General features: G+C 69.7%; 30 protein-coding genes. 15 read left to right on the top strand and 15 right to left on the bottom strand.

Translation table 11 applies throughout. The annotated features are described in order from the left end of the window. The first annotated feature begins 47 nt into the window (after positions 1-47). Together HALDL1_14745 and HALDL1_14740 are read left to right on the top strand one after the other, a co-directional pair. Complete coding sequence (locus tag HALDL1_14745; protein AHG04707.1) at positions 48-233, top strand: hypothetical protein; 186 nt, start codon at positions 48-50, stop codon at positions 231-233. A gap of 33 nt (positions 234-266) precedes the next feature. After that, positions 267-1,739, top strand: a complete 1,473-nt coding sequence (locus HALDL1_14740) for a 7-cyano-7-deazaguanine tRNA-ribosyltransferase (GenBank protein AHG04706.1) — start codon at positions 267-269, stop codon at positions 1,737-1,739. Here HALDL1_14740 and HALDL1_14735 read toward each other — a convergent pair. Further along, positions 1,722-2,990, bottom strand: a complete 1,269-nt coding sequence (locus HALDL1_14735) for a hypothetical protein (protein ID AHG05392.1) — start codon at positions 2,988-2,990, stop codon at positions 1,722-1,724. The two genes, HALDL1_14740 and HALDL1_14735, sit on opposite strands and share 18 nt — an antisense overlap. 80 nt (positions 2,991-3,070) lie before the next feature. Here HALDL1_14735 and HALDL1_14730 point away from each other — a divergent pair, with 80 nt between their 5' ends. The 3 genes from HALDL1_14730 to HALDL1_14720 are packed head-to-tail and all read left to right on the top strand — an operon-like array spanning position 3,071 to position 6,350. Further along, positions 3,071-4,825, top strand: coding sequence for a tRNA-ribosyltransferase (locus HALDL1_14730; protein ID AHG04705.1), 1,755 nt, complete (start codon positions 3,071-3,073; stop codon positions 4,823-4,825). A gap of 28 nt (positions 4,826-4,853) precedes the next feature. Then, on the top strand, positions 4,854-5,279 hold the full coding sequence (locus tag HALDL1_14725) for an inosine-5'-monophosphate dehydrogenase (GenBank protein ID AHG04704.1): 426 nt from the start codon (positions 4,854-4,856) through the stop codon (positions 5,277-5,279). Positions 5,280-5,327: 48 nt separating this feature from the next. Further along, on the top strand, positions 5,328-6,350 hold the full coding sequence (locus HALDL1_14720) for a hypothetical protein (GenBank protein AHG04703.1): 1,023 nt from the start codon (positions 5,328-5,330) through the stop codon (positions 6,348-6,350). A 139-nt stretch (positions 6,351-6,489) separates the two neighbouring features. On the opposite strand, the gene HALDL1_14715 is transcribed toward HALDL1_14720, so the two are convergent. The 3 genes from HALDL1_14715 to HALDL1_14705 all read right to left on the bottom strand — a co-directional run bounded on the left by HALDL1_14715 (position 6,490) and on the right by HALDL1_14705 (position 9,739). Further along, positions 6,490-7,749 (bottom strand): hypothetical protein, encoded by a 1,260-nt coding sequence (locus HALDL1_14715; GenBank protein ID AHG05391.1) that lies wholly within the window; start codon positions 7,747-7,749, stop codon positions 6,490-6,492. A gap of 2 nt (positions 7,750-7,751) precedes the next feature. Continuing rightward, the gene (locus HALDL1_14710; GenBank protein AHG04702.1) at positions 7,752-8,675 is read right to left on the bottom strand and encodes a hypothetical protein; all 924 of its coding nucleotides are present in this window, start codon (positions 8,673-8,675) and stop codon (positions 7,752-7,754) included. Positions 8,676-8,791: 116 nt separating this feature from the next. Next, complete coding sequence (locus HALDL1_14705; GenBank protein AHG04701.1) at positions 8,792-9,739, bottom strand: formyltetrahydrofolate deformylase; 948 nt, start codon at positions 9,737-9,739, stop codon at positions 8,792-8,794. Between the two features lie 123 nt (positions 9,740-9,862). Here HALDL1_14705 and HALDL1_14700 point away from each other — a divergent pair, with 123 nt between their 5' ends. From HALDL1_14700 to HALDL1_14690, 3 genes are all read left to right on the top strand, one after another. Then, on the top strand, positions 9,863-10,117 hold the full coding sequence (locus tag HALDL1_14700; GenBank protein ID AHG04700.1) for a phosphoribosylformylglycinamidine synthase: 255 nt from the start codon (positions 9,863-9,865) through the stop codon (positions 10,115-10,117). Next, positions 10,114-10,788 (top strand): phosphoribosylformylglycinamidine synthase, encoded by a 675-nt coding sequence (locus HALDL1_14695; GenBank protein ID AHG04699.1) that lies wholly within the window; start codon positions 10,114-10,116, stop codon positions 10,786-10,788. Before HALDL1_14700 ends, HALDL1_14695 begins: the two co-directional genes overlap by 4 nt. Before the next feature lie 115 nt (positions 10,789-10,903). Further along, positions 10,904-11,395, top strand: coding sequence for a sulfurase (locus HALDL1_14690; protein ID AHG04698.1), 492 nt, complete (start codon positions 10,904-10,906; stop codon positions 11,393-11,395). Positions 11,396-11,414: 19 nt separating this feature from the next. Here HALDL1_14690 and HALDL1_14685 read toward each other — a convergent pair whose 3' ends face one another. The 3 genes from HALDL1_14685 to HALDL1_14675 all read right to left on the bottom strand — a co-directional run bounded on the left by HALDL1_14685 (position 11,415) and on the right by HALDL1_14675 (position 14,100). Continuing rightward, positions 11,415-12,515 carry an Elongator protein 3/MiaB/NifB gene (locus HALDL1_14685; protein ID AHG04697.1) on the bottom strand — a complete coding sequence of 367 codons (1,101 nt, stop codon included), beginning with the start codon at positions 12,513-12,515 and terminating at the stop codon, positions 11,415-11,417. Between the two features lie 200 nt (positions 12,516-12,715). Then, positions 12,716-13,084, bottom strand: coding sequence for an antibiotic resistance protein VanZ (locus tag HALDL1_14680; GenBank protein AHG04696.1), 369 nt, complete (start codon positions 13,082-13,084; stop codon positions 12,716-12,718). Beyond that, a complete protein-coding gene (locus HALDL1_14675; GenBank protein AHG04695.1) occupies positions 13,081-14,100 on the bottom strand; it encodes a phosphoribosylaminoimidazole-succinocarboxamide synthase in 1,020 nt (339 codons plus the stop codon). Before HALDL1_14675 ends, HALDL1_14680 begins: the two co-directional genes overlap by 4 nt. A gap of 150 nt (positions 14,101-14,250) precedes the next feature. Here HALDL1_14675 and HALDL1_14670 point away from each other — a divergent pair, with 150 nt between their 5' ends. Then, complete coding sequence (locus tag HALDL1_14670) at positions 14,251-15,621, top strand: FO synthase (protein AHG04694.1); 1,371 nt, start codon at positions 14,251-14,253, stop codon at positions 15,619-15,621. A gap of 5 nt (positions 15,622-15,626) precedes the next feature. Further along, positions 15,627-16,184, top strand: coding sequence for a membrane protein (locus HALDL1_14665; protein ID AHG04693.1), 558 nt, complete (start codon positions 15,627-15,629; stop codon positions 16,182-16,184). Here HALDL1_14665 and HALDL1_14660 read toward each other — a convergent pair. The 6 genes from HALDL1_14660 to HALDL1_14635 all read right to left on the bottom strand — a co-directional run bounded on the left by HALDL1_14660 (position 16,181) and on the right by HALDL1_14635 (position 21,486). Continuing rightward, a complete protein-coding gene (locus tag HALDL1_14660) occupies positions 16,181-17,296 on the bottom strand; it encodes a radical SAM protein (GenBank protein AHG04692.1) in 1,116 nt (371 codons plus the stop codon). The genes HALDL1_14665 and HALDL1_14660 overlap by 4 nt on opposite strands. Positions 17,297-17,301: 5 nt before the next feature. Beyond that, the gene (locus HALDL1_14655) at positions 17,302-17,742 is read right to left on the bottom strand and encodes a hypothetical protein (GenBank protein AHG05390.1); all 441 of its coding nucleotides are present in this window, start codon (positions 17,740-17,742) and stop codon (positions 17,302-17,304) included. 25 nt (positions 17,743-17,767) lie between these two features. Then, entirely contained in the window at positions 17,768-18,442 is a 675-nt protein-coding gene (locus HALDL1_14650) for a 2-phospho-L-lactate guanylyltransferase (protein AHG04691.1), read from the bottom strand. Positions 18,443-18,444: 2 nt separating this feature from the next. After that, entirely contained in the window at positions 18,445-19,224 is a 780-nt protein-coding gene (locus HALDL1_14645; GenBank protein AHG04690.1) for a hypothetical protein, read from the bottom strand. Then, a complete protein-coding gene (locus HALDL1_14640) occupies positions 19,202-20,380 on the bottom strand; it encodes a cell division protein (GenBank protein ID AHG04689.1) in 1,179 nt (392 codons plus the stop codon). The genes HALDL1_14645 and HALDL1_14640 overlap by 23 nt, the downstream gene beginning before the upstream one ends. Positions 20,381-20,598: 218 nt before the next feature. Continuing rightward, complete coding sequence (locus HALDL1_14635) at positions 20,599-21,486, bottom strand: NADH dehydrogenase (protein ID AHG04688.1); 888 nt, start codon at positions 21,484-21,486, stop codon at positions 20,599-20,601. Positions 21,487-21,598: 112 nt separating this feature from the next. On the opposite strand from HALDL1_14635, the gene HALDL1_14630 reads away from it, so the two are divergent. Next, the gene (locus HALDL1_14630; GenBank protein AHG04687.1) at positions 21,599-22,189 is read left to right on the top strand and encodes a thymidylate kinase; all 591 of its coding nucleotides are present in this window, start codon (positions 21,599-21,601) and stop codon (positions 22,187-22,189) included. Further along, the gene (locus HALDL1_14625) at positions 22,182-22,547 is read left to right on the top strand and encodes a hypothetical protein (protein AHG05389.1); all 366 of its coding nucleotides are present in this window, start codon (positions 22,182-22,184) and stop codon (positions 22,545-22,547) included. The genes HALDL1_14630 and HALDL1_14625 overlap by 8 nt, the downstream gene beginning before the upstream one ends. Here HALDL1_14625 and HALDL1_14620 read toward each other — a convergent pair. Further along, complete coding sequence (locus HALDL1_14620) at positions 22,536-22,850, bottom strand: hypothetical protein (protein ID AHG04686.1); 315 nt, start codon at positions 22,848-22,850, stop codon at positions 22,536-22,538. The genes HALDL1_14625 and HALDL1_14620 overlap by 12 nt on opposite strands. A gap of 66 nt (positions 22,851-22,916) precedes the next feature. On the opposite strand from HALDL1_14620, the gene HALDL1_14615 reads away from it, so the two are divergent. Then, the gene (locus tag HALDL1_14615; GenBank protein AHG04685.1) at positions 22,917-23,981 is read left to right on the top strand and encodes a 2-oxoacid dehydrogenase; all 1,065 of its coding nucleotides are present in this window, start codon (positions 22,917-22,919) and stop codon (positions 23,979-23,981) included. A 42-nt stretch (positions 23,982-24,023) separates the two neighbouring features. Here HALDL1_14615 and HALDL1_14610 read toward each other — a convergent pair whose 3' ends face one another. Beyond that, the gene (locus HALDL1_14610) at positions 24,024-24,260 is read right to left on the bottom strand and encodes an AsnC family transcriptional regulator (GenBank protein AHG04684.1); all 237 of its coding nucleotides are present in this window, start codon (positions 24,258-24,260) and stop codon (positions 24,024-24,026) included. An 88-nt stretch (positions 24,261-24,348) separates the two neighbouring features. Between HALDL1_14610 and HALDL1_14605 the strand changes: the two genes are divergently transcribed. Both HALDL1_14605 and HALDL1_14600 read left to right on the top strand, forming a co-directional pair. Then, a complete protein-coding gene (locus HALDL1_14605) occupies positions 24,349-25,026 on the top strand; it encodes a potassium transporter Trk (GenBank protein ID AHG04683.1) in 678 nt (225 codons plus the stop codon). Continuing rightward, on the top strand, positions 25,027-25,257 hold the full coding sequence (locus tag HALDL1_14600; protein ID AHG04682.1) for a transcriptional regulator: 231 nt from the start codon (positions 25,027-25,029) through the stop codon (positions 25,255-25,257). Positions 25,258-25,262: the final 5 nt, after the last annotated feature.

Raw genomic sequence — 25,262 nt, 5'->3', positions numbered from 1 at the left:
ATCCGACGGCGACACTTAACACAGAGAAGTGAGACACCCGAACGAACATGGGCGTCATCGTCTACGAGGACCCGCAGGGCGGCGTGACGGACTGGCAGACGGCGGACGCGAACCTCCGTTTCGACGAGGACACGGACCACTGGCTCATCCGGGCGGGGGACGGCGACACGGTGCGCCGCATCCCCCGGGAGCGCGTCTTCTACGTGGAGACGGCCGGGGAGCGCGGACAGTAACCCTTACGCGCGGTGGGCGGGTAGCCCGGTGCAATGAGAGCGGTATTCGAGGTCGGCGCCCAGGACGGCGCCGGCCGCATCGGCGAACTCGAGATTCCGCGGGCCGGCGTGACCGTGGAGACGCCGACGCTGATGCCCGTCGTCAACCCGAACCTGATCACCGTCGAGCCCTCGCGGTTCCCCGACTTCGGCGCGGAGATGCTCATCACGAACTCCTACATCGTGAAGAACGACCCCGAGCTGAACGAGCGCGCGCTCGACGAGGGGCTCCACGAGATGCTGGGCTTCGACGGCGCCATCATGACTGACTCCGGGAGCTTCCAGCTCGCGGAGTACGGCGAGATAGACACTCACACCGAGGAGATTCTCCAGTTCCAGTACGACATCGGGAGCGACGTCGGGACGCCCGTCGACATCCCGACGCCGCCGGACGCCGACCGCGAGCAGGCCGAGACGGAACTCGCCACCACGCAGGAGCGCCTCGAACTCGCGGCGACCGTCGACGTCGGCGATATGCTCGTCAACGCGCCCGTCCAGGGGTCGACGTACCCGGAACTCCGTGAGGAGGCCGGCCGACACGCCTACGGCACCGGCCTCGACCTGTTCCCGGTCGGCGCGGTCGTGCCGCTGATGAACCAGTACCGCTACGACGACATGACCGAGGCCGTCCTCGCGGCGAAACGCGGCCTCGGCCGGGACGCGCCCGTCCACCTGTTCGGCGCCGGTCACCCGATGATGTTCGCGCTCGCCGCCGCGCTGGGCTGTGACCTCTTCGACTCCGCGGCGTACGCCATCTACGCCCGCGACGACCGCTACCTCACGGTGGACGGCACGGAGCACCTCGACGATCTCCACTACTTCCCCTGTGACTGCCCGGTCTGCGCCGACCACACGCCCCCGGAGGTCCAGGGGATGAGCGCCGTCGACCGAGAGCAGTTGCTCGCCGAGCACAACCTCTACGTCTCCTTCGGGGAGATCCGCCGCGTCAAGCAGGCCATCAAGTCCGGGAACCTCATGGAACTCGTCGAATCCCGCGCGCACGCCCACCCCGACTCCCTCGACGGCTACCGCGCGCTCCTCGACCACGCCGACCAGCTGGAGGCCTCGGACCCCGCGAGCAAGGACGCCTTCCGGTACACCTCCGCGGACAGCGCGCGCCGCCCAGAGGTGCTGCGCCACCACCGCCGCCTCGAACGCCTCGACGTCTCCGGCGACGTCCTCCTCACGGAGGGCTCGGGCAGCAACCGCTTCGACGAGTGGTGGAACGTCGACCCGCCGTTCGGCCCGTACCCCCGCGCGCTGTCGACGACCTACCCCCTGACCGCGGAGACGCCCGACCGGATGGACCGCGCCGGCTTCGAGGCCGCCGCCGAGGGCGTCCGCCGACTCGCCGAGGCGAACCCGAAGGCGTCGTTCACGCTCGGCCACCGCGGCTGGCCCGACTCGGCGCTCGCGCTGGTTCCAGAACGCGTCGAACTGGTGGACATCTCACCGGAAGGCGAGTAGTTCGTTCCCAGTCTGGACGAGCACGTGGCCGTCCGTGACGACGGGTCCGCCACCGTGGTCGGGGAGCGTCCACGACCCGGTCGTCGAGCCGTCGGCGAGGTCCAGCCGCAGCAACTCGGTCCGCGCGTCGCCGCCGACACAGACGAACACGTCACCGTCCACGACCGTCGGCTTCGAGAACACCGTGGCGCCCTCGGGCGGGTCGACGCGCCACAGGCGGTCCCCCGAGACCGCGTCGACGGCGTGGAGCGGTTGCGGTGACGGGTCCGCACGCCGCTCCCGGACGACCACGACGTCCCCGTCCACCGCACCGACCTCGTACCACCGCCGGAGCGTCGCCCCGTCTGCCGTCACCTCGGTCGTGGCCAGCGGGTGCGTCCACCGCTCGTCGCCGGTCGCGGCGTCGAACGCGACGAGGTCCATCCCACCGGTCCACTTCGAGACGAACGCCAGCCCACCAGCGAGAACCGGCCCGCTTCTGACGTACGGTTCGACGGCCGACTCCCACAGCACGCTGCCGTCTACGGGGTCGAGGGCGTACAGGGTGCCCCGCGAGGTGGCGAACACTCCGTGGTCGGGGTGGAACGACTGCACGACGAGGCGGTCGTCGTCGACGTTCCCGACCCACAGCTCTGTCCCCGAGCGCGCGTCGTAGGCGTGCAGGTCGCCGGTGACGCGACTCCCGTAGTAGAGTCGGCCAGCGCCGACCGTCCACTCGCCCCGCGGCGGTTCGGGGGCGCCCCACGCGTGCTCGCCGGTCGCCGCGCCGAACATCCCCAGCGGGCCGCGCTCGTACTCGTCCACCCGGTAGTAGACGCCGTCACCGGGCGCCAGCAGGTCGGGGACGACGTTCGTCTCTCCCCCGAGGAACGGGTGCTCCCACGCGGTGTCGCCGCTGTCGAACGCGAGGCTCCGGACCGTCGTGCCCCGGGACTCCAGGCTCGCTGACGCGACCCGGCCGTTCGCCACGACCGGCGGTGTGTGAGCGTGTGCTGTTCCCAGGTCCCGCCGCCAGTGGACCTCGAGGTCGTCGCCGGGCGCACTGGTGGCCGGTGGGTTGCGGGTGCACGCCGGATCGTAGTCCGGGTACGGCCACTCGGTGTCGCTCCACGCGAGCGAGACGGGGTCGGGGGACTGTTCGGACGTCGCGTCGGCGTCGAGCAGCGGGGCCGCGGCGTAGCCGCCAGCGGCGCCGGCGAGGCCGCCGGCACAGGCCGCCAGCACCTCGCGTCTGGAGGGCGCGTCGGTCATCGGTTGGCGTTCACGACGGGCCGGCAAGTGTCTTCGGTGAAAAGACAAGGCAATTGGGCGCTCGCCGCGGAGAGGCGTGCATGACCGACTACTTCGAGGTCCACGAGCGCGACGCCGCGGCGCGCGTGGGCGAACTCCGCCTCGCGGAGTCCGTGACGACACCGGCGCTCGCGGACGACGTGATACGGGACGCGGGCAGCGAGTGGTTCCAGCGCCAGGACCGCCCCGAGGGCGACGAGTCGGCGCTGACCGTGCTGCCCCACCGCGGGTTCCCCTCCGGGACCGCCGCCGAGGTCCAGGAGTCGTTCGCGCCCGACTACCCGGACGTGGAGTTCCCGAGCGCCGCCGTCGTCTCCCCCGGGACCGCCGAGGACTTCGGCGCGGACGCATACGTCCTCTCGGGGGCGCCCGGGTTCGTCGGCCACGGGTCGGCGTTCCGGGACGCAATCGTGCAGACCCGTGAGGCGATTCCCGACGACACCGCGCTCTACCTCTCGGGAGTGGCGACGCCGCGGAACGTCGCCGTCCTCGTCTACGCGGGCGTCGACCTCGTGGACGCCGACCGCGCAGTCGTGCGCGGGACGCAGGGCCGCTACCTCACGACGGAGGGCGCCTACGACCTCGCTGACCTCGACGAACTCCCGTGTTCGTGTGGGGCCTGCCAGCAGCCAGCGGAGTCCTTCGACCGCGAGGACTGCGTCGAGCACAACGTCAACGTCCTGCGGGCGGAACTCGCGCGGGTGCGCCGCCGGATTCGCGACGGCCGCCTCCGGGATTACGTGGAGGGGCAGGCCCGCCACGCCGCGTGGACGACCGCGGCGTTCCGGGAGTTCGACCAGCAGTACGGCTACATAGAGGAGCGCACGCCCGTCTTCCGGGACGACCTGCTGCTCTCCGCGACGGAGGACACGCTCCGGCGCGTGGAGATCCAGCGCTTCGCCGAGCGCGTCACCACGCGCTACCGGAAGCGCCTCGACGGCCACCCTCTCCTCCTGGTTCCCTGTTCGGCGGCGAAGCCGTACAGCGAGAGCCAGAGCCACCGCCAGTTCCAGGACGCCGCCAGCTACCGCGCGCACATGGTGTCGATGACGTCGCCAATCGGCGTCGTCCCCCAGGAACTCGAACTCACCTACCCCGCCCAGCAGTACGACTCCGTGGTGACGGGGCGCTGGAGCGCCGAGGAGAAGGAGTTCGTCGCGAACGTGTTGCGGCGCTATCTCGAACGCACCGACTACTCCCGCGTCATCGCGCACATCCCGCCCGAGGGCTACCGCGACGTCTGCGAGCGGGTCGCCAGCGAGGTGGACGTCCCCTTCGAGTTCACGGTCGACGACCACCCGACGACAGACGAGAGCCTCGGGGAACTGAACGCCGCGCTCGCGGGCGAGGACAAGATCTGGGTCTCCGAACGTGAGGAGGCCACGCTCCGCGCGGTCGCGGACTACTACATCGGTGACGGCGCGGGCGACGAGCTATTCGCGGACATCGAGGTGCAGGGCCGCTACCCGAAACTGCAGGCCCTCGACGCCGACGGCGAGCAGCTCGCCGCGCTCGTCCCGCAGTACGGCTCGCTGTCGTTCACGCTCGCCGGCGCGGACCGCTGGGTCGACAGCGACGCGCCGACGAAGCGCGTGGAGATAGACGGCTTCGTCCCCGAGGGGAGCGTGCTCGCGCCCGGCATCCTCGACGCCAGCGACGACATCCGCGTCGGCGACGAGGTCGTCGTCGAGGGGCCGCGGGCGTTCGCCGTCGGGCGCGCGACGATGCCGGGTCCCGCGATGGCCGACGCCACCCGCGGCATCGCGATCCACGTGCGCCACTCCCGGGAGAAGTAACAAGACGCCCCGCTCCGTAGTCAGACACATGCAGGTCGCCGATGCGATGACCAAACGGGTCGTGACGGTGGACGCGGAGGTCTCCCTGCACGACGCCGCGGACCTGATGCTCTCGGAGTGCGTTGGCAGCGTCGTCGTCACGCGCGATGGGAACCCGGCGGGCATCCTCACCGAGTCGGACTTCGTCGTCGCGGGCCACGAGTACGACCGCCCGTTCAGCGAGATTCCGGTGTACGCCGCGGCGTCCAGTCCGCTCGTCACCATCCAGCCGACCGCCACCTTGCGGTCGGCCGCGGCGAAGATGACCGAAGAGCGCATCAAGCGCCTCCCGGTGTCCGAGGGCATCGACCTCGTCGGCATCGTCACCGCGACCGACCTCCTGGCCGCCCAGGCCGACCTCGACGCCGAGACCCGGCGCTACCTTCGCGAGCGCGAGGAGTGGACGGTCGACTAACCCCTTCGATTCCGGAGGATTGATTCACGCGGGCGTGGGAGGTTCGCCGTGGACCGAGACCACCTAGTAGCGACCGTGGGCGGCTTTCTCGTAGCCGCAGCCGTCTTCGCGGTCATGTTCTGGGTCATCGACGCCGAGGCCGTGCTGGCGGCCGGCCGGCAGGCCGACCTCCTGCTCCTGGGGGTCGTCGCGGCGACCATCCTGCTGTGGAACGTCGCGTGGGGCCTGGAGCTGTGGACGGTCCTGCGCACGCTAGACGTGCACACGCCGATTCACACGGCGCTGCTCGTGAACGCGGCCAGCGGCTTCGCCAACCACGTCACGCCGTTCGGGCAGGCCGGCGGCGAACCAGTCACGGCGTGGCTCATCACCCAGTCGACGGAGACCGACTACGAGGTGGGCCTCGCGTCCATCGCCAGTCTCGACGCCATCAACGTCGTGCCGTCGCTGTCGTTCGCGGTGGTCGGCGGCCTCTACTTCGTCTCGACGACGGACCTCAGCGTCGGCATGGTGCCGCGGAGCGTGCTCTGGGTCGTCGCCGCGGTCGCCGTCGTCGCCGTCCTCGCGTGGTTGTTACGGGACCGCGTCCGCCAGTACGCTGGGGGCGCCGTCTACCGGGTCGTGCACGCGGTGACGGCGCGCGTGCCGCGCGTCCAGCCGCCGTCGCGAGAGTCGCTGAAGGCACGCATCGCGAGCTTCGTCGGCGCCATCAGGCGCGTGGGCAACGACCGACCGCGGCTCGCGGGCGCCATCGGCCTCTCGGCGCTCGGCTGGGTTTTCCAGGCCGTCGGCCTCTGGGTGACGTTCCTCGCGCTCGGCGAGCACATCCCCGTCTACGTCCCGCTGTTCGTCCTCCCGCTCGGGACGATGGGGTCGGTGGTGCCGACGCCCGGCGGCCTCGGCGGCACGGAGGCCATCAACATCACCGTGTTGACCGTCGTCACGTCCGTCGCGGCGCCAACCATCGCGGCGGCGGTGACACTGCACAGCGTCGGTGGCTACCTGCTGACGACGAGCGTGGGCGCGGCGGCCGCCAGCGTGCTCGGCGTGCGCGGCGCCGTCGAACCGTAGGCCGACTGGAGCCGATTCTCTCCGGCGCTCACTCCCCGATAGCACCACCTGCGGGTGGCCGCGGCGCTTGGACGTACAGGGCGCTCCTGATGGTCAGAAACCGACTCACAGGGAGCGAACCGCCGTTGGTCGCGAGTGCTCAGAGGTAGCCGAGGTCCTCAAGGTGGTCGTCGATGTCCAGCCGTTCGGCTTCGTCCAGTGGCTGGCCGCGCTCGGGCATGAGCCGCTGGAGCCGCGCCTCGAGCTCCGGGTCCTCGATGCGGCGGAGTTCCCGGGGGTCGGACCCAAGGTCGTACAGCTCCGGCTCCCAGTCGCGGTCCGGGTACTCGACGTACTTCGCGCCGTCGGCGCGGATGGCCCGGCCCCAGTTCTGCTCGCGGTGGAGCGACGCGCCGCAGGCCCGCATATACGCGGGCCGGTCCTCGACGCCTTCGCCGGGACGAATCGGCTCGCCGTCGGCGTCGACGGAGAGTCCGAACCTTTCGAGAATCGTCGGCAGGACGTCCACCTGGCGGACCTGCGCGTCGACGCTCGCTGGCTCGATGCCGGGGCCCGCGAGCACGAACGGGACGTTCGTGGTGAAGTCGAAGACGTTCTCGCCGTGCCCCTTCTCGATGTAGTGGTCGTCGATGTCGGGGCCGCGGTCCTCGAACGCGCGGTTGAGGCGCCCGACGACGTCGCGGGTGTCCACGCCGCCGTAGTAGCGCAGCGCGTCCCGGAGGGACTTCAGGAGGAGTCGCAGGGGGCTGTGGCGGTGGGTGATGCTCTCGCCGTGGTCGCCGACGAACGCGACGACGGTGTTGTCGGGGGCGGCGTCGACGAGCGCCTCGATCTCGCGGTCGAGCGCGGAGAACGCGCGGCCGTACGGTGTCTCGCCGTACTCCGGGCTGTCGAACTCGGCGGGCACGCGGACGTCCTCGTGGATCTCCCAGAGGTGGACGAACGCCGCGAACGGTTCGGGGAGTGAGGCGACGCGGTCGAGGCCCTCTTCGCGCCACTCCGAGAACATGTCGGCGTCCTCTGGCCGGTGGTCGTAGCGGTCGAAGTCGCGGTCGAGGCCCGTCTCCGGGAGCAGCGGGCCGGTGACCAGCGCCTCCGTGTGGTAGCCGGCGTCGCCCATGACCCCGGCCAGGGAGTCGACGTCCGGCGACAGCGTTCCGTGCTGGAGCGACTGGACGCCGTTGCGCTCGGAGTACGTCCCGGTGAGCAGGCTCGCGATGGCGGGCGTCGTCGTGGTCGTCGTCGAGTAGAGGTTCGAGCAGTCCAGCCCGCTGGCCCGCAGGTCGTCGAGGAACGGCGTGTCCGTCCGGTCGGAGCGAACGAAGTCGTCCCGCAGGCAGTCGACGCAGACGACCAGCAGGTTAGGCTCCTCGCTCGATTGGGTGGTGTTCTCGCTCATGGTCAGGTCCTGTAGCCGAGGCTCTCCAGTCGGTCCTCGACGGTGCTGTCGTCTCCTTCGTCGTTCGACTCGATACTGGTCGCGTCGTCGGCCGGGTCGTGGCTGCCCCCGTCGGTTGCCGACGTCACGCTCCAGGGAACCTCGCGAAGCGCGGGGATGCCCACGCCTCCCGGGTGGCCGTAGATGTGGTGCTCGCCGACGGCGTTGCCGTGGTCGGCGGTAATCACCGCACGCTCGGCGTCCACGTTCGACAGCAGCAGTTCGACGTCCGCGAGGACCGCCTCCAGGTTCTTCCGGTAGCTCTCCCAGACGTCGGCCTCGGTGCGCTGGCCGAACCGGAGTTCCTCCCAGACGGACATCGGCTGGGTCCCCCAGTCGTCGAGCGCGATGCCGTCGTCATCGTCGTCCACGATGGACGGGAAGTGGGGCTGCATGTAGTGGACGACCATTCGGTCGGTGTCCCGCTCGCGGCCCGCCTCGATGGCGGCGTTCGTGATGGGACGGGGCGGTATCGTCCCGCGGTCGTCGTCCCAGCCGGTGCGCCACACCTCGTCGACGTGGCCGAATCGCGAGAGGTCCAGCATCTTCGTCGAGTAGGGGTTGCCCGTGACGTAGGCCACCTCGGCGAGCGCGTCGTCGTCGGCGCTCCCGAAGACGGCCGACAGCCACTCCTTCGAGGTACTCCCCGGCGAGATGGCGGTGCCGGTGGCCGGGAAGTTGTAGTCGCCCGCCCCCACGACGTCCGCGAAGAGGTCCGCGCGGCAGGCGTCGAGGACGACCAAAAGGTCCCAGTCGGCGTCGAGCACCGGGTCCGGGTCCGGGGTCGCCGGGCGGACGGAGAAATACGTCCGGTTGACGAACTCCCGGACCGCGTCGAGACCGGCGTGTCGGAGGCTCCGGACGGCGTCAGTGAGTGGAGAACTCATCGTCGGATTACGTGCGGTACTCCGTCGTTCACGCGGCGGGAAACGACGCAGAGCTACATTACTGCTGCGCTTCCCCGCTCGCCGGTCCCGGACCGCGCCAGAACTGCTCGCCCCCGTCAGTCGTCGACGGGTTCGACGTCGAGTGGCCGTTCGGGATTGGCCTCCGAGGCGGCGTCGGGCATCCCGAACTGGTGGTCGCCGGTCACCTGGACGGAGCCACGCTGGACAGTCACGTCGCCGGCGAGGTGCGCGCGGACGGCGGTCACGAGCGCGTCGGCCTCCAGTGGCTGGCCGCGTGCCTTCACGTCCTCGACGCTCGCGTCCGGCGGGAGGTCGAAGGCGCGCTGGGTGAGGATGGGGCCCTGGTCGAGGTCGGTGGTGACGTAGTGGGCCGTGACGCCCGCGACGCGGACGCCCGCCTCGACGGCTTGCCGGTAGGCCTGCGCGCCGGGGAACGCGGGCAGCAGACTCGGGTGGACGTTGATGATGCGCCCGGGGTAGCGGAACACGACGTCCGGGCTGAGGATGCGCATGTAGCGCGCGAGCACGACGACGTCGACGTCGTACTCGTCGAGGAGTTCGAGCAGGCGGTCCTCGTCGGGGACGCCGGACCCGTCGCCGACGTCGTGGAACGGCACGCCGTACTCCTCGGCGACCGATTCGAGACCGGAGTGGTTCCCGATCACGACCCGTACGTCCGCGGAGAGGTCGGCCTCGCAGAGCGCGCGCAGGCAGTGGTCCTCCTTCGTGACGAGCACCGCGATACCCTCGTCGCGCTCGTCGGGGAACCGCGTGCGGATGTCGACGTCGAGGTCGTCGCCGGTCTCGGCGAGTTCGTCGCGGAGCGCCTCGCGACTCTCGACTGGGTCGGTGTCGCAGTGGAGTGTCATCCGGAACACGCCGTCCCGGACGGTCTGCTCGATGTCCTCGATGTTCACTCCGCGCTCGAACAGCAGTCCGGTGACTCCGGCGACGATACCCGTGCGGTCGGCTCCGACGACCGTTATCTCGGTCAGGTCGGTTCGCAGCGGCGCCACCTCCGGACTGCCGTTCGGTGTCGGCATGGTAGAACACAGTCGCTCGACGCTGATAAGCCACTACGTGGTCGCAGAGCTTGCCGATGCACGTTCGTGCAACTTCCCCGCGTTCCAAAAGAGTCTTTGACCACGGACGCCCACATCCACGCGATGACCGCGTACACCGCGACGGTGACGGTCCGGCTGAAGCGTGGCGTCCTCGACCCGGAGGCCGAGACCACGCAGCGCGCGCTCGAACGCCTGGGCTTCGAACTCGCGGACCTGCGCTCGACGGACCGCTTCGAGATCGACCTCGACGTCGCCGACGAGGAGACGGCCGCCGACCGCGCGGGCGAGATGGCCGAGCGCCTGCTCGCGAACCCGACCATCCACGACTACGACGTGGCCGTCGAGGAACGCGAATGACGGTCTCGGTCGTCCGCTTCGGCGGGTCGAACTGCGACCGCGACGCCGTCCGCGCCCTCGAGGACGTCGGCGTCGACGCCGAACTCGTCTGGCACGAGGACGGCCTCCCCGCCGAATCGTCGGGCGTCGTTCTGCCCGGCGGCTTCTCCTACGGCGACTACCTCCGAGCGGGCGCGATGGCCGCCCAGTCCCCGATTCTCGACGACGTGCGGGAGCGCGCCAGCGAGGGGCTGCCGGTGCTCGGCGTCTGCAACGGCGCCCAGATCGGCTGCGAGGCGAAACTCACGCCCGGCGCGTTCACGACCAACGCCAGCGCGCGCTTCCAGTGCGAGCACGTCCACGTCCGCGTGGAGAACGCCGACACGCCGTGGACGGCCGCCTACGACGAGGGCGACGTCGTCACGCTCCCAATCGCCCACGGCGAGGGCCGCTTCGAGATTACCGAGGAGCGCTACGACGAACTCGTCGACGCGGACCGCGTCCTCCTCCGCTACTGCGACGAGGACGGGAACGTCACCGACGCCGCGAACCCCAACGGCTCGCGGGGCGCCGTCGCCGGCATTCTCGGCGAGCGAGAGACGGTCGCCGTGATGATGCCCCACCCCGAGCGCGCGGCGCTCCCCGAACTCGGCCTCACTGACGGCCGCGGCGTCCTCGAAGCGTTCGCGTGACGGCAGTTGTCGGCGCGAGCTCGACCCTCCGCCGGCACGGGAATCCAGCAGCAACCGCCCGCGTAGCGAGCGAGTGCGGCAAACGTATTTCTTCTCGGACGCCGACTCGGCGCGTATGAACGGTATGGGGACTGCCGAACGAATCTTCACTGCGCCGGACGCCGGCGTCGAGATGGTCGAGCGCAGCGACGTCGAGGCCGTGGCCGGTCGCGGCCTCCGGGGTGACAGATACTTCAGCGACGTCGAAACGGGGACGTTCGTCACCTGGGACGCGGACGACGACCGCGGGGACGGCTACGATTTGACGCTCATCGAGCAGGAAGCCATCGAGGCAATCGAACGCGAGGCGGGCATCGAACTCGCGCCGGGGGAGCACCGACGGAACGTCGTCACGCGGGACGTCGCGCTCAACCACCTCGTCGGCACGCGGTTCCGCGTCGGCGACGTCGTCTGCCGGGGCGACCGGCTGTGTGAACCCTGTGGCTACCTCCAGGACCTCACCGGGAAGAACGTCCTCGACGCGCTGGCGCACCGAGGCGGGCTTCGAGCGGACGTCCTCGAAACCGGGACAGTTCGCCCCGGAGACAGAATCGAGACGCTCGACTAACCTGGCGGCGAGGGCCGCGCTACTCCGCGAGCGGCAGGTTGTAGCTCTTCTCGCGCTCCACGACGGCCTCGTGGGTCGCCTCGCACTCACAGGACACCTCCGAGAACACGGAGGGGTCCTGCCGGAGGTCGAAGTCCTTGATGGCCTCCTGGACCAGGTCGTCGCACTCGCCGCAGTTGTGCGGCCCGCGGTCGCTGCCGTGACCCACGGGGTCGGAGACGACGATGGCGTCCGCGTCTGCGGTCGATTCGAGGACCGCTGCGACCGACCAGAGCCACGGCGGCCGGTAGCCGCCCCGGAAGTGCAGCTGGTCGACCATCGTGTAGCGCTGGACGTTCGTCGGGTTCATCGAGACGGTGTGGCAGCCCTCGACGTCCGCACAGCGTCGGATGGACTGCTCCATGTCCGCGATGGCCTCGGACTCCGCGAGGAACGGCGGCTTCATCAGCAGGTACGCCTTCACGCCGGCGCCCGCGGTCGCCGCGGCCGCGTCGGCCTCGCGAGCCTCCGCGCACGCCGCCTCGAAGTCGCTGAAGTCGAAGTACTTGTTCACGCAGTCGTGGCGCACGCGGTCGTTGGCGGTTTCGAGGCCCACTGCGACGTCCGTCTTCAGGCCCACCGAGGTGAAATCTGCGATCTTCTCCCGGTCGACGAAGTCCGGCAGGCTCTCCACGACGATGCGCTCGCGGTCGCTGAACGTCTCGGCGATGGCCTGTCGCGTCTCCGCGGGCACCTCCCGCTCGTCGAGGAACGACCCGCTCGTGTAGATCTTGATCAGGCCGCTCTGCTCGTCGGCCTCCTCGCGCTCGTGGGCCAGGCAAGCGTCGACCTGCTTCATCAGATCCTCGTGGGCGACGCTCCCGCCCTCGACGGACTCCGCGACGTAGCCGCACATCGTGCAGCCGCCGGCCCGCGCCCACCGACAGCCGCCGGTGTTCAGGATGATGGTGAGGCTCTGGTAGACGCCGTCCGGCGTGTTGTCCTCGTCCAGCCAGACCCGCGTCGGCTCGTCCGGCGCGTAGTCCTTCGACCCCTTCTCGTCCCGCAGCTCCCGCATCACCTTGTTGTGGGCGTCCATCCCCCGCCCCTGCTCGTAGACCTCCGCGCTCGGCTCGCTCATTACTCGTTCGGAGTTGTCGCGGGCGTAAAGCGGCTTCGTCTAGTCGCTCGTGCGTTCTCTGTATGATGTGCGTCAGTAGCAGACCCACTCTGAAAGCCCTCGCGCGGCTCGCGCACGCTCAGTGACATATCGCTCACCGCGTTCGCGATAGGGGTCACTGAGGCGCAAACGGGCTTCGCCCGCGAGCCGCGCTCGCCATTTCAATCCGCCAGGCTGTCGGCTGTCCGGGCTGTTACGAGCCATCGGATGGTGGCGCCGACTGAAGCGCCCACGAGGTTCGCGGCGGCGTCGAGGAGGCTGAGGGTGCGGCCGACTGCCGGCTGGACGAGTTCGACGGCGCCGCCGAGAGCCGCGACGGCGAGGACGACTACCGCGAGTGTGCGGACGGTTCGGGCCCGCATTGCGGCGGCGACGGAGAACGAGAGTGCCGCGTAGCCCCCGGCGTGGAGGAGTTTGTCCGCGTTCGCGGGGAGAGCGCTGGCTGCACCCGTGGAGCCGGGGACCAGCGACGCCGCCACGACGACCAGGCCGACGGCGGCGGCGACCGCGCCCCACCGCGGCGACCTCACTGGTCGAACGCGGCGAGCGCCTCGCCGAGCGGCGGCGCGTCGAACCACTCGTGGTCCGTGTAGCGGTTCGCGCCCGCCGCGTACATCTCTGAGGTGGCCTGCACGAGTTCCTCGGGAAGCGGGTCCGGGGACGCCTCGCAGAGCGCGCGCCAGTCCGCGACGCCGCGGTCGTCGGCCTCCTGTTTGGCCGCCGCGACGGCCTCGACCCACTCGGGGTCGGCGCGCTTGTAGTACTGCCTGACGACCTCCTTGGAGACCTCGCGGCCCTCGAACCCGAAGCGGTTCTCGTCGAACGTGCCGACGACGTCCGCGACGCGGACCTCGCCGTCGACGTAGAGACACTCTATCTTCCCGTCTTCGTGGACGAAGCCCGCGCGCTCGGCGCGCTCGGTGACGACGCGGTTCACCTCGCGGGCAAGCGCTTCGAGGTCCTCGATACTCGCGCGGCCCGCGATGTGGTCGGCTTCCTCCCGTGTGAGGTAGCGGTCCTGCTCCTCGTACTTCGTGGAGAACTCCACGACCGGACTCGGGAGGTCGACGCGCTCGTCGGGCCACTCCTCGAAGTCGAGGTCGAAGTCCGCGGAGTCGCGGCGCTTCCGGAGACTCGACCCCACCGGGACGCTGTTCCGGAAGACGACCTCCAGGGGCACGAGGTAGTTCCCGGCAGCGGCCTCGTGGTAGGCGTCGTAGTCGTAGCTCCCGTTCTCGAACGGGAGGTCGGGCACCTGCGTGAGCGCGACGACCATCTCGGTCGGGGGTTCGGGGGCGTCCGCGAGCGCGACCGTGTCACCGCTGTCTGTCCGAACACCCTCGTAGTGCGTCGGCACCCCCTCGGTCTCGAGGAGTTCGAAGTTGAACGCGCCCATCGTGGCGAGGCTGGCGCCCTTGCGCGGAATCAGGTCGGGCATCTCCCCCCAGTCGAAGACGGAGTAGCGGTCGCTGAACTCGAAGACGCCGCGACCCAGCGACTCCCGGGTCGGTGGCTCCTCCACCCGGAGGTCCTTGACGCTCGTCATGGGCGTACCGGGGTGACCGACGACCATGAATCTTTCACTCTCGTGCCCACAACCCCTTCGCTTCGAGTGGAGTTGTACACGTTCGTGGCACGCGTGGCGCACGTGGCCGCTGTGAGAGGCTTTTTGTCCGTGCGCGCAGTTCCATCGCACATGACCGACGCCGGCGAGTTCGATTTCGACGTGGTCCCCGACACCGACCAGTCGTTCGAGAACGCGCTGTCGAAGGCGCGCGCCGGCGACCGCCTCACCGTCGACGACGGCATCGAACTCATCACCACCGGCACGGACGTCGAGGGCATCGACCCCCGGCGGAAGGAACTCGTCCTCGAGGCCGCCGACCGCCGCCGCGCCGAGGTGGTCGGCGACGAGGTGACGTTCGTCGCGAACGTGAACAACAACGTCACGACGGCCTGCAACACGGGCTGCCTGTTCTGCAACTTCAAGGACACCGCCCACCGGTTCGAGACCGACCACGACGAGGCCCACGCCGGCTTCACGAAGACGCCCGAGGAGTCCCACGACGCCGTCGCCGACGCTGTCGAGCGCGGCGTCTACGAGGTCACGTCCGTCTCGGGGCTCCACCCCGCCTTCGGCCTGAACGAGGAACACCGCGAGGCCCTCGACCCCCAGAACCAGGAGCACAACTACAAGCCCCCCGAGCGCTACGACACGGACCCGCACACGTACGTCGAGCAGATACGCGCGATGAGCGAGGCCGGCGCCCACGTCCACTCGATCACCCCGGAGGAAGCCGAACACGCCCAGCGCGGCGTCGAGTGGGGCTACCGCGAGGTGTACCAGCAACTCGCCGACGCGGGCCTGGACACCGTCCCGGGCACCGCCGCCGAGATTCTCGTCGACGAGGTCCGGGACGTCATCTGTCCAGGGAAGATATCGACCGACGAGTGGGTCGCTGCGATGGAGGCGGCCGCCGACGTCGGCCTCCCGATGACCGCGACCATCATGTACGGTCACGTCGACAACGCCGCCCACCGCGTCCACCACCTCGACGTAATCCGGGGCCTGCAGGACCGCACGGACAACATCACGGAGTTCGTTCCGCTCTCGTTCGTCCACCGGGAGACGCCGCTGTTCGACCGCGGCGTCGTCACCGGCGGCGCCAGCGACGCCGAGGACGAACTGATGGTCGCGGTGTCTCGGCTCTTCCTCGACAACGTCGAACACATCCAGTCGTCGTGGGTGAAGTTCGGGAACGCGAAGGGCCTGAAACTGCTCAACTGCGGCGCCGACGACTTCATGGGCACCATCCTCTCCGAGGAGATCACGAAGCGTGCGGGCGGCCAGCACGGCGAGTTCCGCTCCGTCCGTGACTACGCCGAGATGATATCGGCCATCGGCCGCACGCCCGTCGAGCGCTCGACGGACTACACTGAACGCCGCGTCGTCGACCCCGACGAGGACCCCCTCGGCCCCCGACTCGGGCCGCAGGCGGACGGCACGCCGCTGGTCCCCGAACGCGACGCCGACGCCGCCTCCGGGACGGCCAGCGCGGACGACTGACCGCCATGATGAGCACCACCCACGCCGCCATCGGCGTCACGCTCGCAGCGAGCACGCTGTGGGTCGCCCCCGAACTCGCCGTTCCGGCGGCGCTCGGCGCGATGGCCGGCGGCATCTTCCCGGACCTCGACGTCGCGTACGTCGCCCACCGCAAGACGCTGCACTACCCCGAACTGTACTGGCCGTTCGTCGCCGTCGGCTTCGTCGTCGCCGTGCTCGCGCCGTCGCCGATCACCGCCGGCGCCGCGTTCTTCCTGCTCTCCGCCGCCGTCCACTCCGTCACAGACATGTTCGGCGGCGGCCTCGGCTCCCGGCCGTGGAGCAACGACGACCAGCGCGGCGTCTACGCTCACCGCCGCGGCCGGTGGATTGCGCCCCGGCGCTGGGTCCGCTACGACGGCTCACCGGAGGACCTGCTCGTCGTCGCCGCGTTCTCACTGCCCGGCCTCCTGCTGTACGGCGACCTGGTCCGTCGGCTCACGCTGGCGATGCTGTCGGTGTCGGCGGTGTACGTTCTCGTCAGGAAACCCATCGGGCGGCTCGGCGAGCGCCTCGACGTCTAGTCGTCCAGGACAGCGCGGTAGCGCCGGCCCGCGTCGTCGTCCGCAATCAGCGCGCGGCCGATGCGCTCGCCCACCCACTCGTTCTCCAGGCTCCCGTCGCCGTCCCGCACGCCGTCGGGGAGGAACCGCTCGTAAACGGGGAGTCGCTCGCGCAGCGGGACGCCGCCGTGCTCCGCGATGTCCGCGAGTTCGCGGAGCGCGGGCCACGCGTAGTCCGGGTTGATGTAGTCGTCAGTGACTGGGGAGACGCCACCCAGGTCCTCGACCCCGCAGTCCAGCAGCGCCCGGGCGTCCGCGAGGTTCGGCGGCACCTGCACGGCCACCTCCTCCGGGAGCACTGCTCGCGCCATCGCCACCGTCCGGCGCATCGTCGCCTCGCTCGGCGGGTCCGCCTGCCAGCGCTCGTTCGGGCTGACCGGCTGGACGATGACCTCCTGGACGTGCCCGTAGCGCTCGTGGAGGTCACGGATGGCGAGCAGGCTCTCGGCGCGGTCCTCGACGTCCTCGCCGATGCCGACGAGGATGCCGGTGGTGAACGGGACGCCGAGTTCGCCCGCGGTCCGGATGGTGTGGAGTCGCTGGCCGGGGTTCTTCGCCCGGGGGCCGCCGTGGGCCTGCACGTCGGCCGTCGTCTCCAGCATGACGCCCATCGAGGCGTTCAGGTCCGCGACCCGTTCCATCTGCTCGCGGGTCTGGTCGCCGGGGTTCGCGTGCGGGAGCAACCCCTCGTCGAGGGCTATCTCGCAGACCTCGCGGAGGTAGTCGTGGATGGAGTCGTGGCCCCACTCGGCTAGCTGGTCGTGAATCTCCGTGTAACGGTCGTCGGGGTCGTCGCCGAACGTGAACAGCGCCTCCGTACAGCCGGCCTCGGCGCCGGTGCGACACGTCTCGCGGACGTCCTCGGGGCTCAGTAGCGTCGCCTCGCCGGGGACGTCGTAGTAGGTGCAGTACGTGCAGGTGTACCGACACGCGGTGGTCAGCGGGACGAAGACGTTCCGCGCGAACGTCAGTTCGTCGGCCGGGTCGACGTCCTTGGGACGGACGGCGAGCGCGCGCTCCCGGTCCGCGTCGGAGACGTCCACCTCGACGTCGTACGCCTCGTCGCCCGGAATCGAACTCATAGCTCGGACCCATCGGCCCCGTAGCCGGGGCTGTACACCGCGACGTTGCGCGCGACGAACGTCCCGTAGCCCAGGAGGACGGCCGCTACGACCACGCCCATTCTCGTCCACCCGGCCGTCCCCGGCGACAGCAGGAGCATCCCGGCGACGGCGCCGGCGACGAAGCCGACGGCCGACGCGGCCGCAAAGTCGACACCGAGGGCACGCGGGGACTTCTCGCGGAGCATCGCCGTCCGGCTGTTGTTCCCCAGCGGCGTGTAGACGTCCGCGGCCGCCAGCGCCGCCGACACGACGCCGCCCAGCGCGGCGGGTGAGGCCGTCGACCGGGGGACGCCGACCGCTTCTAGCGCGGCGACCAGCGCCGAGAAGACCACCGCGGCGACCAGCGCCAGACCGACGAGCGCGACCGCCGCGCGGGCGAGCCGTCTCAGTTGCATACCCGTGCGGTCGGCTCTCGCGCGCTTAGTCGTTGGGTTCGCGGACGGCGACCGGTCGTCCGCCCTGGACTGCGACGCGGAAGCCGGCGTCCCGGAGCCACGCCGCGGCCGCGCCGTCGCCGTGGACCAGCACGTCGACGAGGTCGGCGCGCTCGTCGACGTCGACGGCGAGTCGGAACGAGTCGACGGTCCCGACGCTCGCCTCGACGGCCTCGGCGGCCGCCACGTGGTCGCGGTAAGAGACGCCGTGGTAGTCCACGCGGAACGCTGGGTCGCGCACGACCAGCGCGTTCGTTCCGCCGCCCCTGCCGGGGGCGACCACCACGTCGCCGGCCGCGTCGAACAGCCTGGTCAGCGCGTCGGGCGTGGCGAGCGCGAGGTCCGCCATCACGACTGCCGCCGGCAGTCCACCGTCGGACTCGCTCCGTTCGTCCGACGAGCCCTTGCTCGTATCACTCACAGGGACCTCGGCGAGCGCGTCGTTCACCGCGGCCGACAGCGGCCGGGCGTCGACCGTCACCGGGGCGTCGGCGTCGACTGGCGCGCTGGCCAGCACCTCGGGGCTGCCCCCGGCCGCACGGACGGCGTCTAGCACGTCGTCGAGCATCGCGTCGGCGAACTCCCGTCGCTCGTCGGGGCTGAGAACGGAGGAGAGTCGGGTGTTCGGCTCGGTCGGGTCGAACGGAACGACGACCCGCACGGTCAGCCGAGTTTGTCGTAGGTGTCCCGCTGCTGGAGGTACCAGTAGACGCCGCCCGCAATCAGCAGGAGGACGACGACGCCGGCAGCCACCAGCAGGAGCATGTCCGTCTGCTGGGCGGAGGATGCCGCGTTGTTCGCGGTCTGCTGGGCCTCCTCGGCGTTGTTCGTCGCCTGCTCGAAGTTGCCGGTGTTGAAGAACTCGACGGCGTCCTCCAGGTCGCGTTCGGCGTCGCCGACGCCCCCGCCGGCGCTCTTCGCGCTCTCGATGGCCGACTGGGCGTCGTCGATGGCCGTCCGGGCTTCGTCGCTCTCGGTCGTGTACGGTCGCGTCTCGTAGCTCTGGAGCGTGTCACTGGCGCCGCCCTCCTGGGACTGCACGAACTCCGCGTAGGTGAACTGCTGGGGCGGCTCGTAGCTCCACTCGCTGACCGACGGCGTCGTGCCGACGAGTTTCACCTCGACGCGCACCACGCCGCTGGACGCCTGCAGGTCGTAGCTCATCGACTGGCCGGTGACGGTCTGTTCGTCGACCTGGTTGTCGGCGTTGTCGAAGGTCGTCACCTGCCAGGTGACGTCCTCCAGTTGCGTCTCGGCCTGCAGCGTCCACTGCTCGTACTCGTCGAACGGTTCCGTAACGGTGAACGTCGTCGTCTGCTTCTCGCCGACCTCGGCGGTCGCGGGAACGTCACCACTAACGGACACCGCAGCCGCTGGCACGGCGGCCGCGAGCAGGAGAACGACGAGTGCAGCCGCGAGCTTAGAACAGCGGCTCAAGTTCATCGTCGTCGTCTTCGACGAGTTCCTCCAAGTTCTCTTCGCTTTCGTCGCGGATGTCGTCGATGTTCTCCTGAGCCTCGATGGCGACCTCCTGGAGCTCCTTGATGCGCGGGACGTTGTTCACGCCCGACAGCAGGACGACCGAGGCCACCTGCTTGGAGTTCCGAACGGGGTAGTCGCCGCCGCGGACCTCCATCGAGCCGGTCTGCTCTTCGAGCCACTTCCGGCCGCGCTCTATCCCTTTCCGGTTGAGGTACTTCGGCGGGCCGGCGGTGACCAGGAGCGCGCGCTCGGTGCCCTCGATCTCGCAGGGGAGGGTGAGCTGACCGAGCGCGGCCTTCCGGACCAGCGACGTGATGCGGTTGGTCGTGGACGCGGAGTCCTCGACCGGGTTGTCGTTGCTCGTGAACCGGGAGAGAAGGCCGCTGCTGCCGCCGTCGTCGTCGACGCCCTCGGTGGCGAAGCCGACCGTGGAGACGCCGCCGCCGGCGAGCGTGTTGATGATCTCCGAGGAGTCGACGACGGATTCCGCGACTTCGCCGCCCTGTTCGACCTCGCCCGCGCCGAAGAGGATGCCGAAGCGGGTGACGATTTCCTCGTTGATCTCGTCGTAGCCGCCCTGAACGGATTCGCCGGACTTGCGCCAGGCGTCGTTGTCGAAGACGAGGAGGTTGTCCACCTCGCGGACGAACGTCTGGAACGACCGGGCCGCGTTCAGCGTGTAGATGCCGCCCTCGTCGCGGCCGGGGAGCACGCCGAGACCGTAGACGGGTTCGGTGTAGATGCGTTTGAGGTGCTTCGCGATGACCGGGGAGCCACCCGACCCGGTACCGCCGCCGAGACCAGAGATGACGAGGAACGCGTCGACCTCGTGGACGGGGATGCTGTCGATCGCACCCTGGATCTCGTCGATGTCTTCCTCGGCGATCTCCGCGCCGAGTTCGTTGTCCGCCCCGACGCCGTGCCCTTTGACGCGGGACTGTCCGATGAGGACGCGATTCTCCTGTGGAACGTGTTCGAGACCCATGAGGTCGGCCTTGGCGGTGTTGACGGCGACGGCGGCACGCACGATGTTCGAATTGTGCCGCTTGTCGTACTCGAGGAATTTGTCGAGTATTTTCCCGCCCGCTTGACCGAACCCGATCATTGCCAGTTTCATTACGGAACCCTTTGCACAGTTAGAGAAGTATGGGGCCTATAAGCCTTTTGCAGGCCCGTTTCCCTCCGCTGAGCGGACACGTTGCTTTTCGCGGGAAAGCGACCCCGGGACAGATATATAGCCGTCCGCCACGAGTAGGGTCAACCCGTTCCTTTTAAATTAGTACCCGGGTAGGTTCAGACCGTTGACTAGTCGAAGTAGGGGTGGCTTACGGACGGTTACGACGACCGTAGATAGTCGGTCAGCGTGGTCAACTCAGACTCGCTGACACCGAACGCCGAGACGTCGTTCTCCCGGACCGTGTTGTCGAACCGGAGCGACCGGTACTGGTCGGTCCCGAACGGCACGAACGGCAGGGGGTCGGCGAGCCGCATCCCGATGCCCGCCAGGGGCATCGGAATCGAGAGCACGCGCACGGACTTCCCCTCCGCGCGGTAGGCGAGTCGGGCCACGTCCGCGAGCGTCAACACCTCTGGGCCGCCGAGTTCGTACGTCTCCCCCCAGTGGCTCTCGTCGCCGACGCAGTCGGCGAGCATGGGCACGATGTCCTCCACCCAGATGGGCTGGAACTGCGACTTCCCGCCGCCCGGGAGACCCGTGACGTACGGCGTCGTCAGCTTCTTCGTGAAGGTGACGAACTCGCCGCCGTCGCCGAACACCACCGACGGTCGCACGATGGTGTGTTCGAGGTCGCTGTCCCTGACGACGCCCTCGGCGGCGCCCTTCGACCGGATGTACGCCGTCGGGCCGTTCGGGTCGGCGCCGAGCGCGGACATCTGGAGGACGTACTCCGCGCCCGCCTCCTCGGCGGCCCGGACGACGTTCTCGGTGCCGCCGAGGTGGACGTCGAAGTGCCGCTCGTCGCCCTGTTTTGGCTTGAACAGCGGGGAGAGCGCGACCAGGTTCACCACTGCGTCGTGGCCCTCCATCGCCTCGGCGACCGCGTCGTAGGCCGTCACGTCACCGACGGCTGTCCCGACGCTGTCTGGCAATCCGGCTCCCTCGGGATGCCGCGAGAGCGCGGTCACCTCGTGGCCGCGCTCGTCGAGTTCACGACACAGATGCGTCCCGATGAATCCCGTACCGCCGGTGACCAGCACGTCCATACGCTCACTCATGGACGGCGCTGCCCTAAAGCTAGGCCCGCCACCGGGCGCTGGAGCGCCAGATTCGCCGCGAACCCGAAGCCGTTTGTACGTCGCTCGCCGTGTCTCTCGTATGCTCGTCACGCTGGAGGGCATCGACGGCAGCGGCAAGACCACGGTGTGGGAGGCGCTCCGGGCCGACCGCGAGGAGGGCTACACGTTCACCCGCGAGCCCACCGACTCGTGGTACGGCAAGGCCGTCCGGCGTTCGGAGGCGGAAGACGACGCCGACCCGCTCGCGGAACTGTTCCTCTTCACCGCTGACCACGCCGACCACCTCTCCAGCGTGGTCGAACCCGCCCTCGAACGCGGCGACGTCGTCGTCTCGGATCGCTACTCGGACTCACGGTACGCCTACCAGGGCGCCGCCCTCGAGGGCGAGGTGCCGCGACCGATGGAGTACGTGCGGGGCGTCCACCAGCCGTGGACGCGCCCCCCGGACGCCACGCTCTACTTCGACGTGGACCCGGAGACGGGCGCCGCCCGCGCCGGTGCGACAAACAAGTTCGAGCAGGCCGCGTTCCTCCGGGACGTGCGGGCGAACTACGAGCAGCTGATCGAGTACGCCCCCGAGCGCTTCGTCCGCATCGACGCCACACAGTCCCCGGAGGCGGTGCTCGAGGACGCCGAGGACGTGCTCGACCGCCTGCTCGCCGATGCCTGACGACGAGGACGGGTTCTCGCTGTCGCTGCCGCCCATCAGTCTCCCGCCGTTCTTCCCCGAGGAGTTCCGCATCCTGTGGCCGGTCGGCGGCGACGGGCCCCGCCGCCGCGTCTCCGCCCGACTCGTCACTGCGACGCTCGTCGCGTTCGATGTCGTCGACGCGGTGCTCGCGCTGACCGTCGACGCGACGGTCGTCACTGTCGCCCGCACGGTGGGTGGGTCGCTCGTCGCGGCCGCCACGTTCGGCCTGCTCGGCGTTCCGTACGTTCTCGAAGTCGTCGCGGCGCTGCTCGGGTTCGGCTGGCTGACGGCGTTCCCGACGCTGAGCGCGCTGCTCGCCGTCCGCCTACTCCGGTAGCTGTTCGAGCTCCTCGGGCGACGGCAGCCAGAACAGGTCGATGGACCACCCGAGGAAGAAGGGGAACGCCCACGTGACGACGATCAACTCGCCGGCGGAGTCGAAGGCACCCGCGCCCAGCCCGATCGCGCCCAGCACGAGCGTCGTGACGGCGTAGACCAGCGGAATCAACAGCGCCGTGTAGAGGATCGACCCCCACCGCGTCTTCAGCGTGATGCGGAAGAACCGCGCGCCGAAGGCGGCGATGGCGGTGTGGACGAGGACGATGACGCCGACGCCCGCGGCGGTGACGGCCGAGACCATACCCGGGCGTTGTGACTCGGGTGGCTTTTCGCTATCGGTAAGTGACTGGCTCCTGTCCCGGGTGGTATGCACCGCGTCATCGGGGAAACGGACCTCTCGGAGACCGCGCTGGACGAGGACGGGGCGCGCGCCCTCTTCCGAGACATGATCCGGGCACGGCACTTCGACGAGCGGGCGCTGGCGCTCCAGCGTCGCGGGTGGATGAGCGGCTGGCCGCCGTACAGTGGCCAGGAGGGGTCGCAGGTCGGCGCCGCCCACGCGATGGCCGACGACGACTGGCTGTTCCCCACCTACCGCTCGAACGCGATGCAGCTGGCCCGCGACGTCCCCGCCAGCGACATCCTGCTCTTCCGGCGCGGCCACGCCGAGTTCCACTCCGACCACGACGTGCCGATCTTCCCCCAGGCCATCCCCATCGCCTCCCAGATTCCCCACGCGGCGGGCGCCGGGATGGCGATGAACTACGAGGCGGACCGCGACGACACCCCGGTCACGGACGCCGCGGTCTGCTACCTCGGTGACGGCGCGACCAGCGAGGGCGACTTCCACGTCGGGATGAACTTCGCGGGCGTCTTCGACGCGCCGGTCGTCTTCCTCTGCGAGAACAACAACTGGGCCATCTCGCTACCCCGCGAGAAGCAGACCGCCAGCGACTCCATCGCCGTGAAGGCCGAGGCGTACGGCTTCGAGGGCGTGCAGGTCGACGGCAACGACCCGGCCGCCGTCTACGAGACGGTCGCCGACGCGCTCGACTCCGCCCGCGACGGCGACCCCGTGCTCGTCGAGAGCCTCACCTACCGCCAGGGCGCCCACACCACGAGCGACGACCCGGACCGCTACCGCCCCGAAGACGAGGACCTCCCCGAGTGGCGGACCGCCGACCCCGTCGAGCGCTTCGAGTCGTACCTCCGCGAGCAGGGCGTCGTCGACGACGAGTTCGTCGCCGACTGCCGCGAGGACGCCGAGGCTGAACTCGACGACGCCGTCGAGACCGCCGAAGCAGTCGGGGAACCGGACGTCGACGAACTGTTCGACTACGTCTACGAGGAGCGCACGCCCCGCATCGACGAGCAGCGGGACTGGCTCCACGAGTGGCTCGAGGACCACGACCCCCAGGAACAGGAGTTCTGAGCGCGCTGCTCGCCTCGTTTCTCCCCGTCTACCTACTCAGTGCTACGCCGCCGACAGCGAGATGTACGTCCGCGTATCCGTGACGCCGTCGACGGTGCCGATGCGACTGGAGACCGTCTCCAGGACGTCGTGGACCTCGCCGCCGCCGACCTCCGCGATGATGTCGTACTGCCCGGCGACGACGTGGGCGGCCTCGACGCCCTCCAGTTCCGCCACGACGTCGCGGACGTCGCTGGCTGCGCCCGCGCCGGCCCGCACCATGATGAACGCGTGAACCATAGCATCACCTTGGACGCCCCACACGAAAAGCGTTGTTACGTGGTAACGCGGCGCAAACCTATTTGGCGTGTCACGTCCTACGAGGGGTATGCGCATCGTCATCATCGGCGCGGGGCGGGTCGGCCTCCGCACCGCCCGCATCACCGCCAACGAGGGACACGACGTGACGCTCGTCGAGCGCGACTACGACAAGGCCGAACGCGCACGGAAGCAGGACTTCGACGTCATCGAGGGCGACGGCTCCAGCGAGGATGTGTTGATGGAGGCCGACCTCGACACGGCGGACGCGCTCGGCGCGCTCGCCGGCGACCTCAACACGAACTTCGTGGGCTGCATGGTCGGGAAGTACCACGGCTGCCGGACCGTCATGCGCATCGACGAGGACTACCGCGAGGAGATCTACCAGAAGTACGCCGACGAGGTCGACGAGATCGTCTACCCAGAACGGCTCGGCGCCATCGGTGCGAAGAACGCGCTCCTCGGCGGCAACGTCACCGCCATCGCGGACCTCGCCGAGAAGCTCCAGATCGTCCAGTTCACCGTCACCCGGGACGCGCCGATGCACGGCTACACGCTCAGTGAACTCGAACTCCCCTCGGGCGCCCGCCTGCTGGCCTTCGGCAAGGAGGACGCCCCCCTGGGGCTCCCGTTCCCCGACGAGACCCTCGAGGTGGGGTCACGCATCGCCGTGCTCTCGGAGTTCGAGTCACTCGAGGACGTGCGCCAGATACTCGTCGGCGGCGAGGCCGTCGCGGGGGGGAGGTAGATGGTCACCGCCTACATCCTCGTGAAGGCCAACACGGGGGAAGCCGACCGCCTGCTCCACGCGGTGGCGGACATCGACGGCGTGGTCGACGCCCACCTCGTCGCTGGCGACGTCGACCTCATCGCCAGGGTGGACGTCGACTCGCCCGCCGACGTGAAGGAGATCGCCGCCAACGGCATCCAGAGCACGCCCGGCGTCGAGGACACCGAGACGTACATCTCGATGAGCTGACCCCG

The sequence above is a fragment of the Halobacterium sp. DL1 genome, from assembly GCA_000230955.3.
GTDB lineage: Archaea > Halobacteriota > Halobacteria > Halobacteriales > Halobacteriaceae > Halobacterium.
The sequence above is the reverse complement of the archived record's forward strand: the minus strand, read 5'-3'. Positions and strand labels throughout refer to the sequence as shown.

Bases quoted from the DNA above. Each gene is read 5' to 3' on its own strand.
- HALDL1_14745 (AHG04707.1), top strand. From the start codon at position 48: ATGGGCGTCATCGTCTACGAGGACCCGCAGGGCGGCGTGACGGACTGG.
- HALDL1_14740 (AHG04706.1), top strand. From the start codon at position 267: ATGAGAGCGGTATTCGAGGTCGGCGCCCAGGACGGCGCCGGCCGCATC.
- HALDL1_14735 (AHG05392.1), bottom strand. From the start codon at position 2,990: ATGACCGACGCGCCCTCCAGACGCGAGGTGCTGGCGGCCTGTGCCGGC.
- HALDL1_14730 (AHG04705.1), top strand. From the start codon at position 3,071: ATGACCGACTACTTCGAGGTCCACGAGCGCGACGCCGCGGCGCGCGTG.
- HALDL1_14725 (AHG04704.1), top strand. From the start codon at position 4,854: ATGCAGGTCGCCGATGCGATGACCAAACGGGTCGTGACGGTGGACGCG.
- HALDL1_14715 (AHG05391.1), bottom strand. From the start codon at position 7,749: ATGAGCGAGAACACCACCCAATCGAGCGAGGAGCCTAACCTGCTGGTC.
- HALDL1_14710 (AHG04702.1), bottom strand. From the start codon at position 8,675: ATGAGTTCTCCACTCACTGACGCCGTCCGGAGCCTCCGACACGCCGGT.
- HALDL1_14705 (AHG04701.1), bottom strand. From the start codon at position 9,739: ATGCCGACACCGAACGGCAGTCCGGAGGTGGCGCCGCTGCGAACCGAC.
- HALDL1_14700 (AHG04700.1), top strand. From the start codon at position 9,863: ATGACCGCGTACACCGCGACGGTGACGGTCCGGCTGAAGCGTGGCGTC.
- HALDL1_14695 (AHG04699.1), top strand. From the start codon at position 10,114: ATGACGGTCTCGGTCGTCCGCTTCGGCGGGTCGAACTGCGACCGCGAC.
- HALDL1_14690 (AHG04698.1), top strand. From the start codon at position 10,904: ATGAACGGTATGGGGACTGCCGAACGAATCTTCACTGCGCCGGACGCC.
- HALDL1_14685 (AHG04697.1), bottom strand. From the start codon at position 12,515: ATGAGCGAGCCGAGCGCGGAGGTCTACGAGCAGGGGCGGGGGATGGAC.
- HALDL1_14675 (AHG04695.1), bottom strand. From the start codon at position 14,100: ATGACGAGCGTCAAGGACCTCCGGGTGGAGGAGCCACCGACCCGGGAG.
- HALDL1_14670 (AHG04694.1), top strand. From the start codon at position 14,251: ATGACCGACGCCGGCGAGTTCGATTTCGACGTGGTCCCCGACACCGAC.
- HALDL1_14665 (AHG04693.1), top strand. From the start codon at position 15,627: ATGATGAGCACCACCCACGCCGCCATCGGCGTCACGCTCGCAGCGAGC.
- HALDL1_14655 (AHG05390.1), bottom strand. From the start codon at position 17,742: ATGCAACTGAGACGGCTCGCCCGCGCGGCGGTCGCGCTCGTCGGTCTG.
- HALDL1_14645 (AHG04690.1), bottom strand. From the start codon at position 19,224: ATGAACTTGAGCCGCTGTTCTAAGCTCGCGGCTGCACTCGTCGTTCTC.
- HALDL1_14640 (AHG04689.1), bottom strand. From the start codon at position 20,380: ATGAAACTGGCAATGATCGGGTTCGGTCAAGCGGGCGGGAAAATACTC.
- HALDL1_14635 (AHG04688.1), bottom strand. From the start codon at position 21,486: ATGGACGTGCTGGTCACCGGCGGTACGGGATTCATCGGGACGCATCTG.
- HALDL1_14630 (AHG04687.1), top strand. From the start codon at position 21,599: ATGCTCGTCACGCTGGAGGGCATCGACGGCAGCGGCAAGACCACGGTG.
- HALDL1_14625 (AHG05389.1), top strand. From the start codon at position 22,182: ATGCCTGACGACGAGGACGGGTTCTCGCTGTCGCTGCCGCCCATCAGT.
- HALDL1_14620 (AHG04686.1), bottom strand. From the start codon at position 22,850: ATGGTCTCGGCCGTCACCGCCGCGGGCGTCGGCGTCATCGTCCTCGTC.
- HALDL1_14615 (AHG04685.1), top strand. From the start codon at position 22,917: ATGCACCGCGTCATCGGGGAAACGGACCTCTCGGAGACCGCGCTGGAC.
- HALDL1_14610 (AHG04684.1), bottom strand. From the start codon at position 24,260: ATGGTTCACGCGTTCATCATGGTGCGGGCCGGCGCGGGCGCAGCCAGC.
- HALDL1_14605 (AHG04683.1), top strand. From the start codon at position 24,349: ATGCGCATCGTCATCATCGGCGCGGGGCGGGTCGGCCTCCGCACCGCC.
- HALDL1_14600 (AHG04682.1), top strand. From the start codon at position 25,027: ATGGTCACCGCCTACATCCTCGTGAAGGCCAACACGGGGGAAGCCGAC.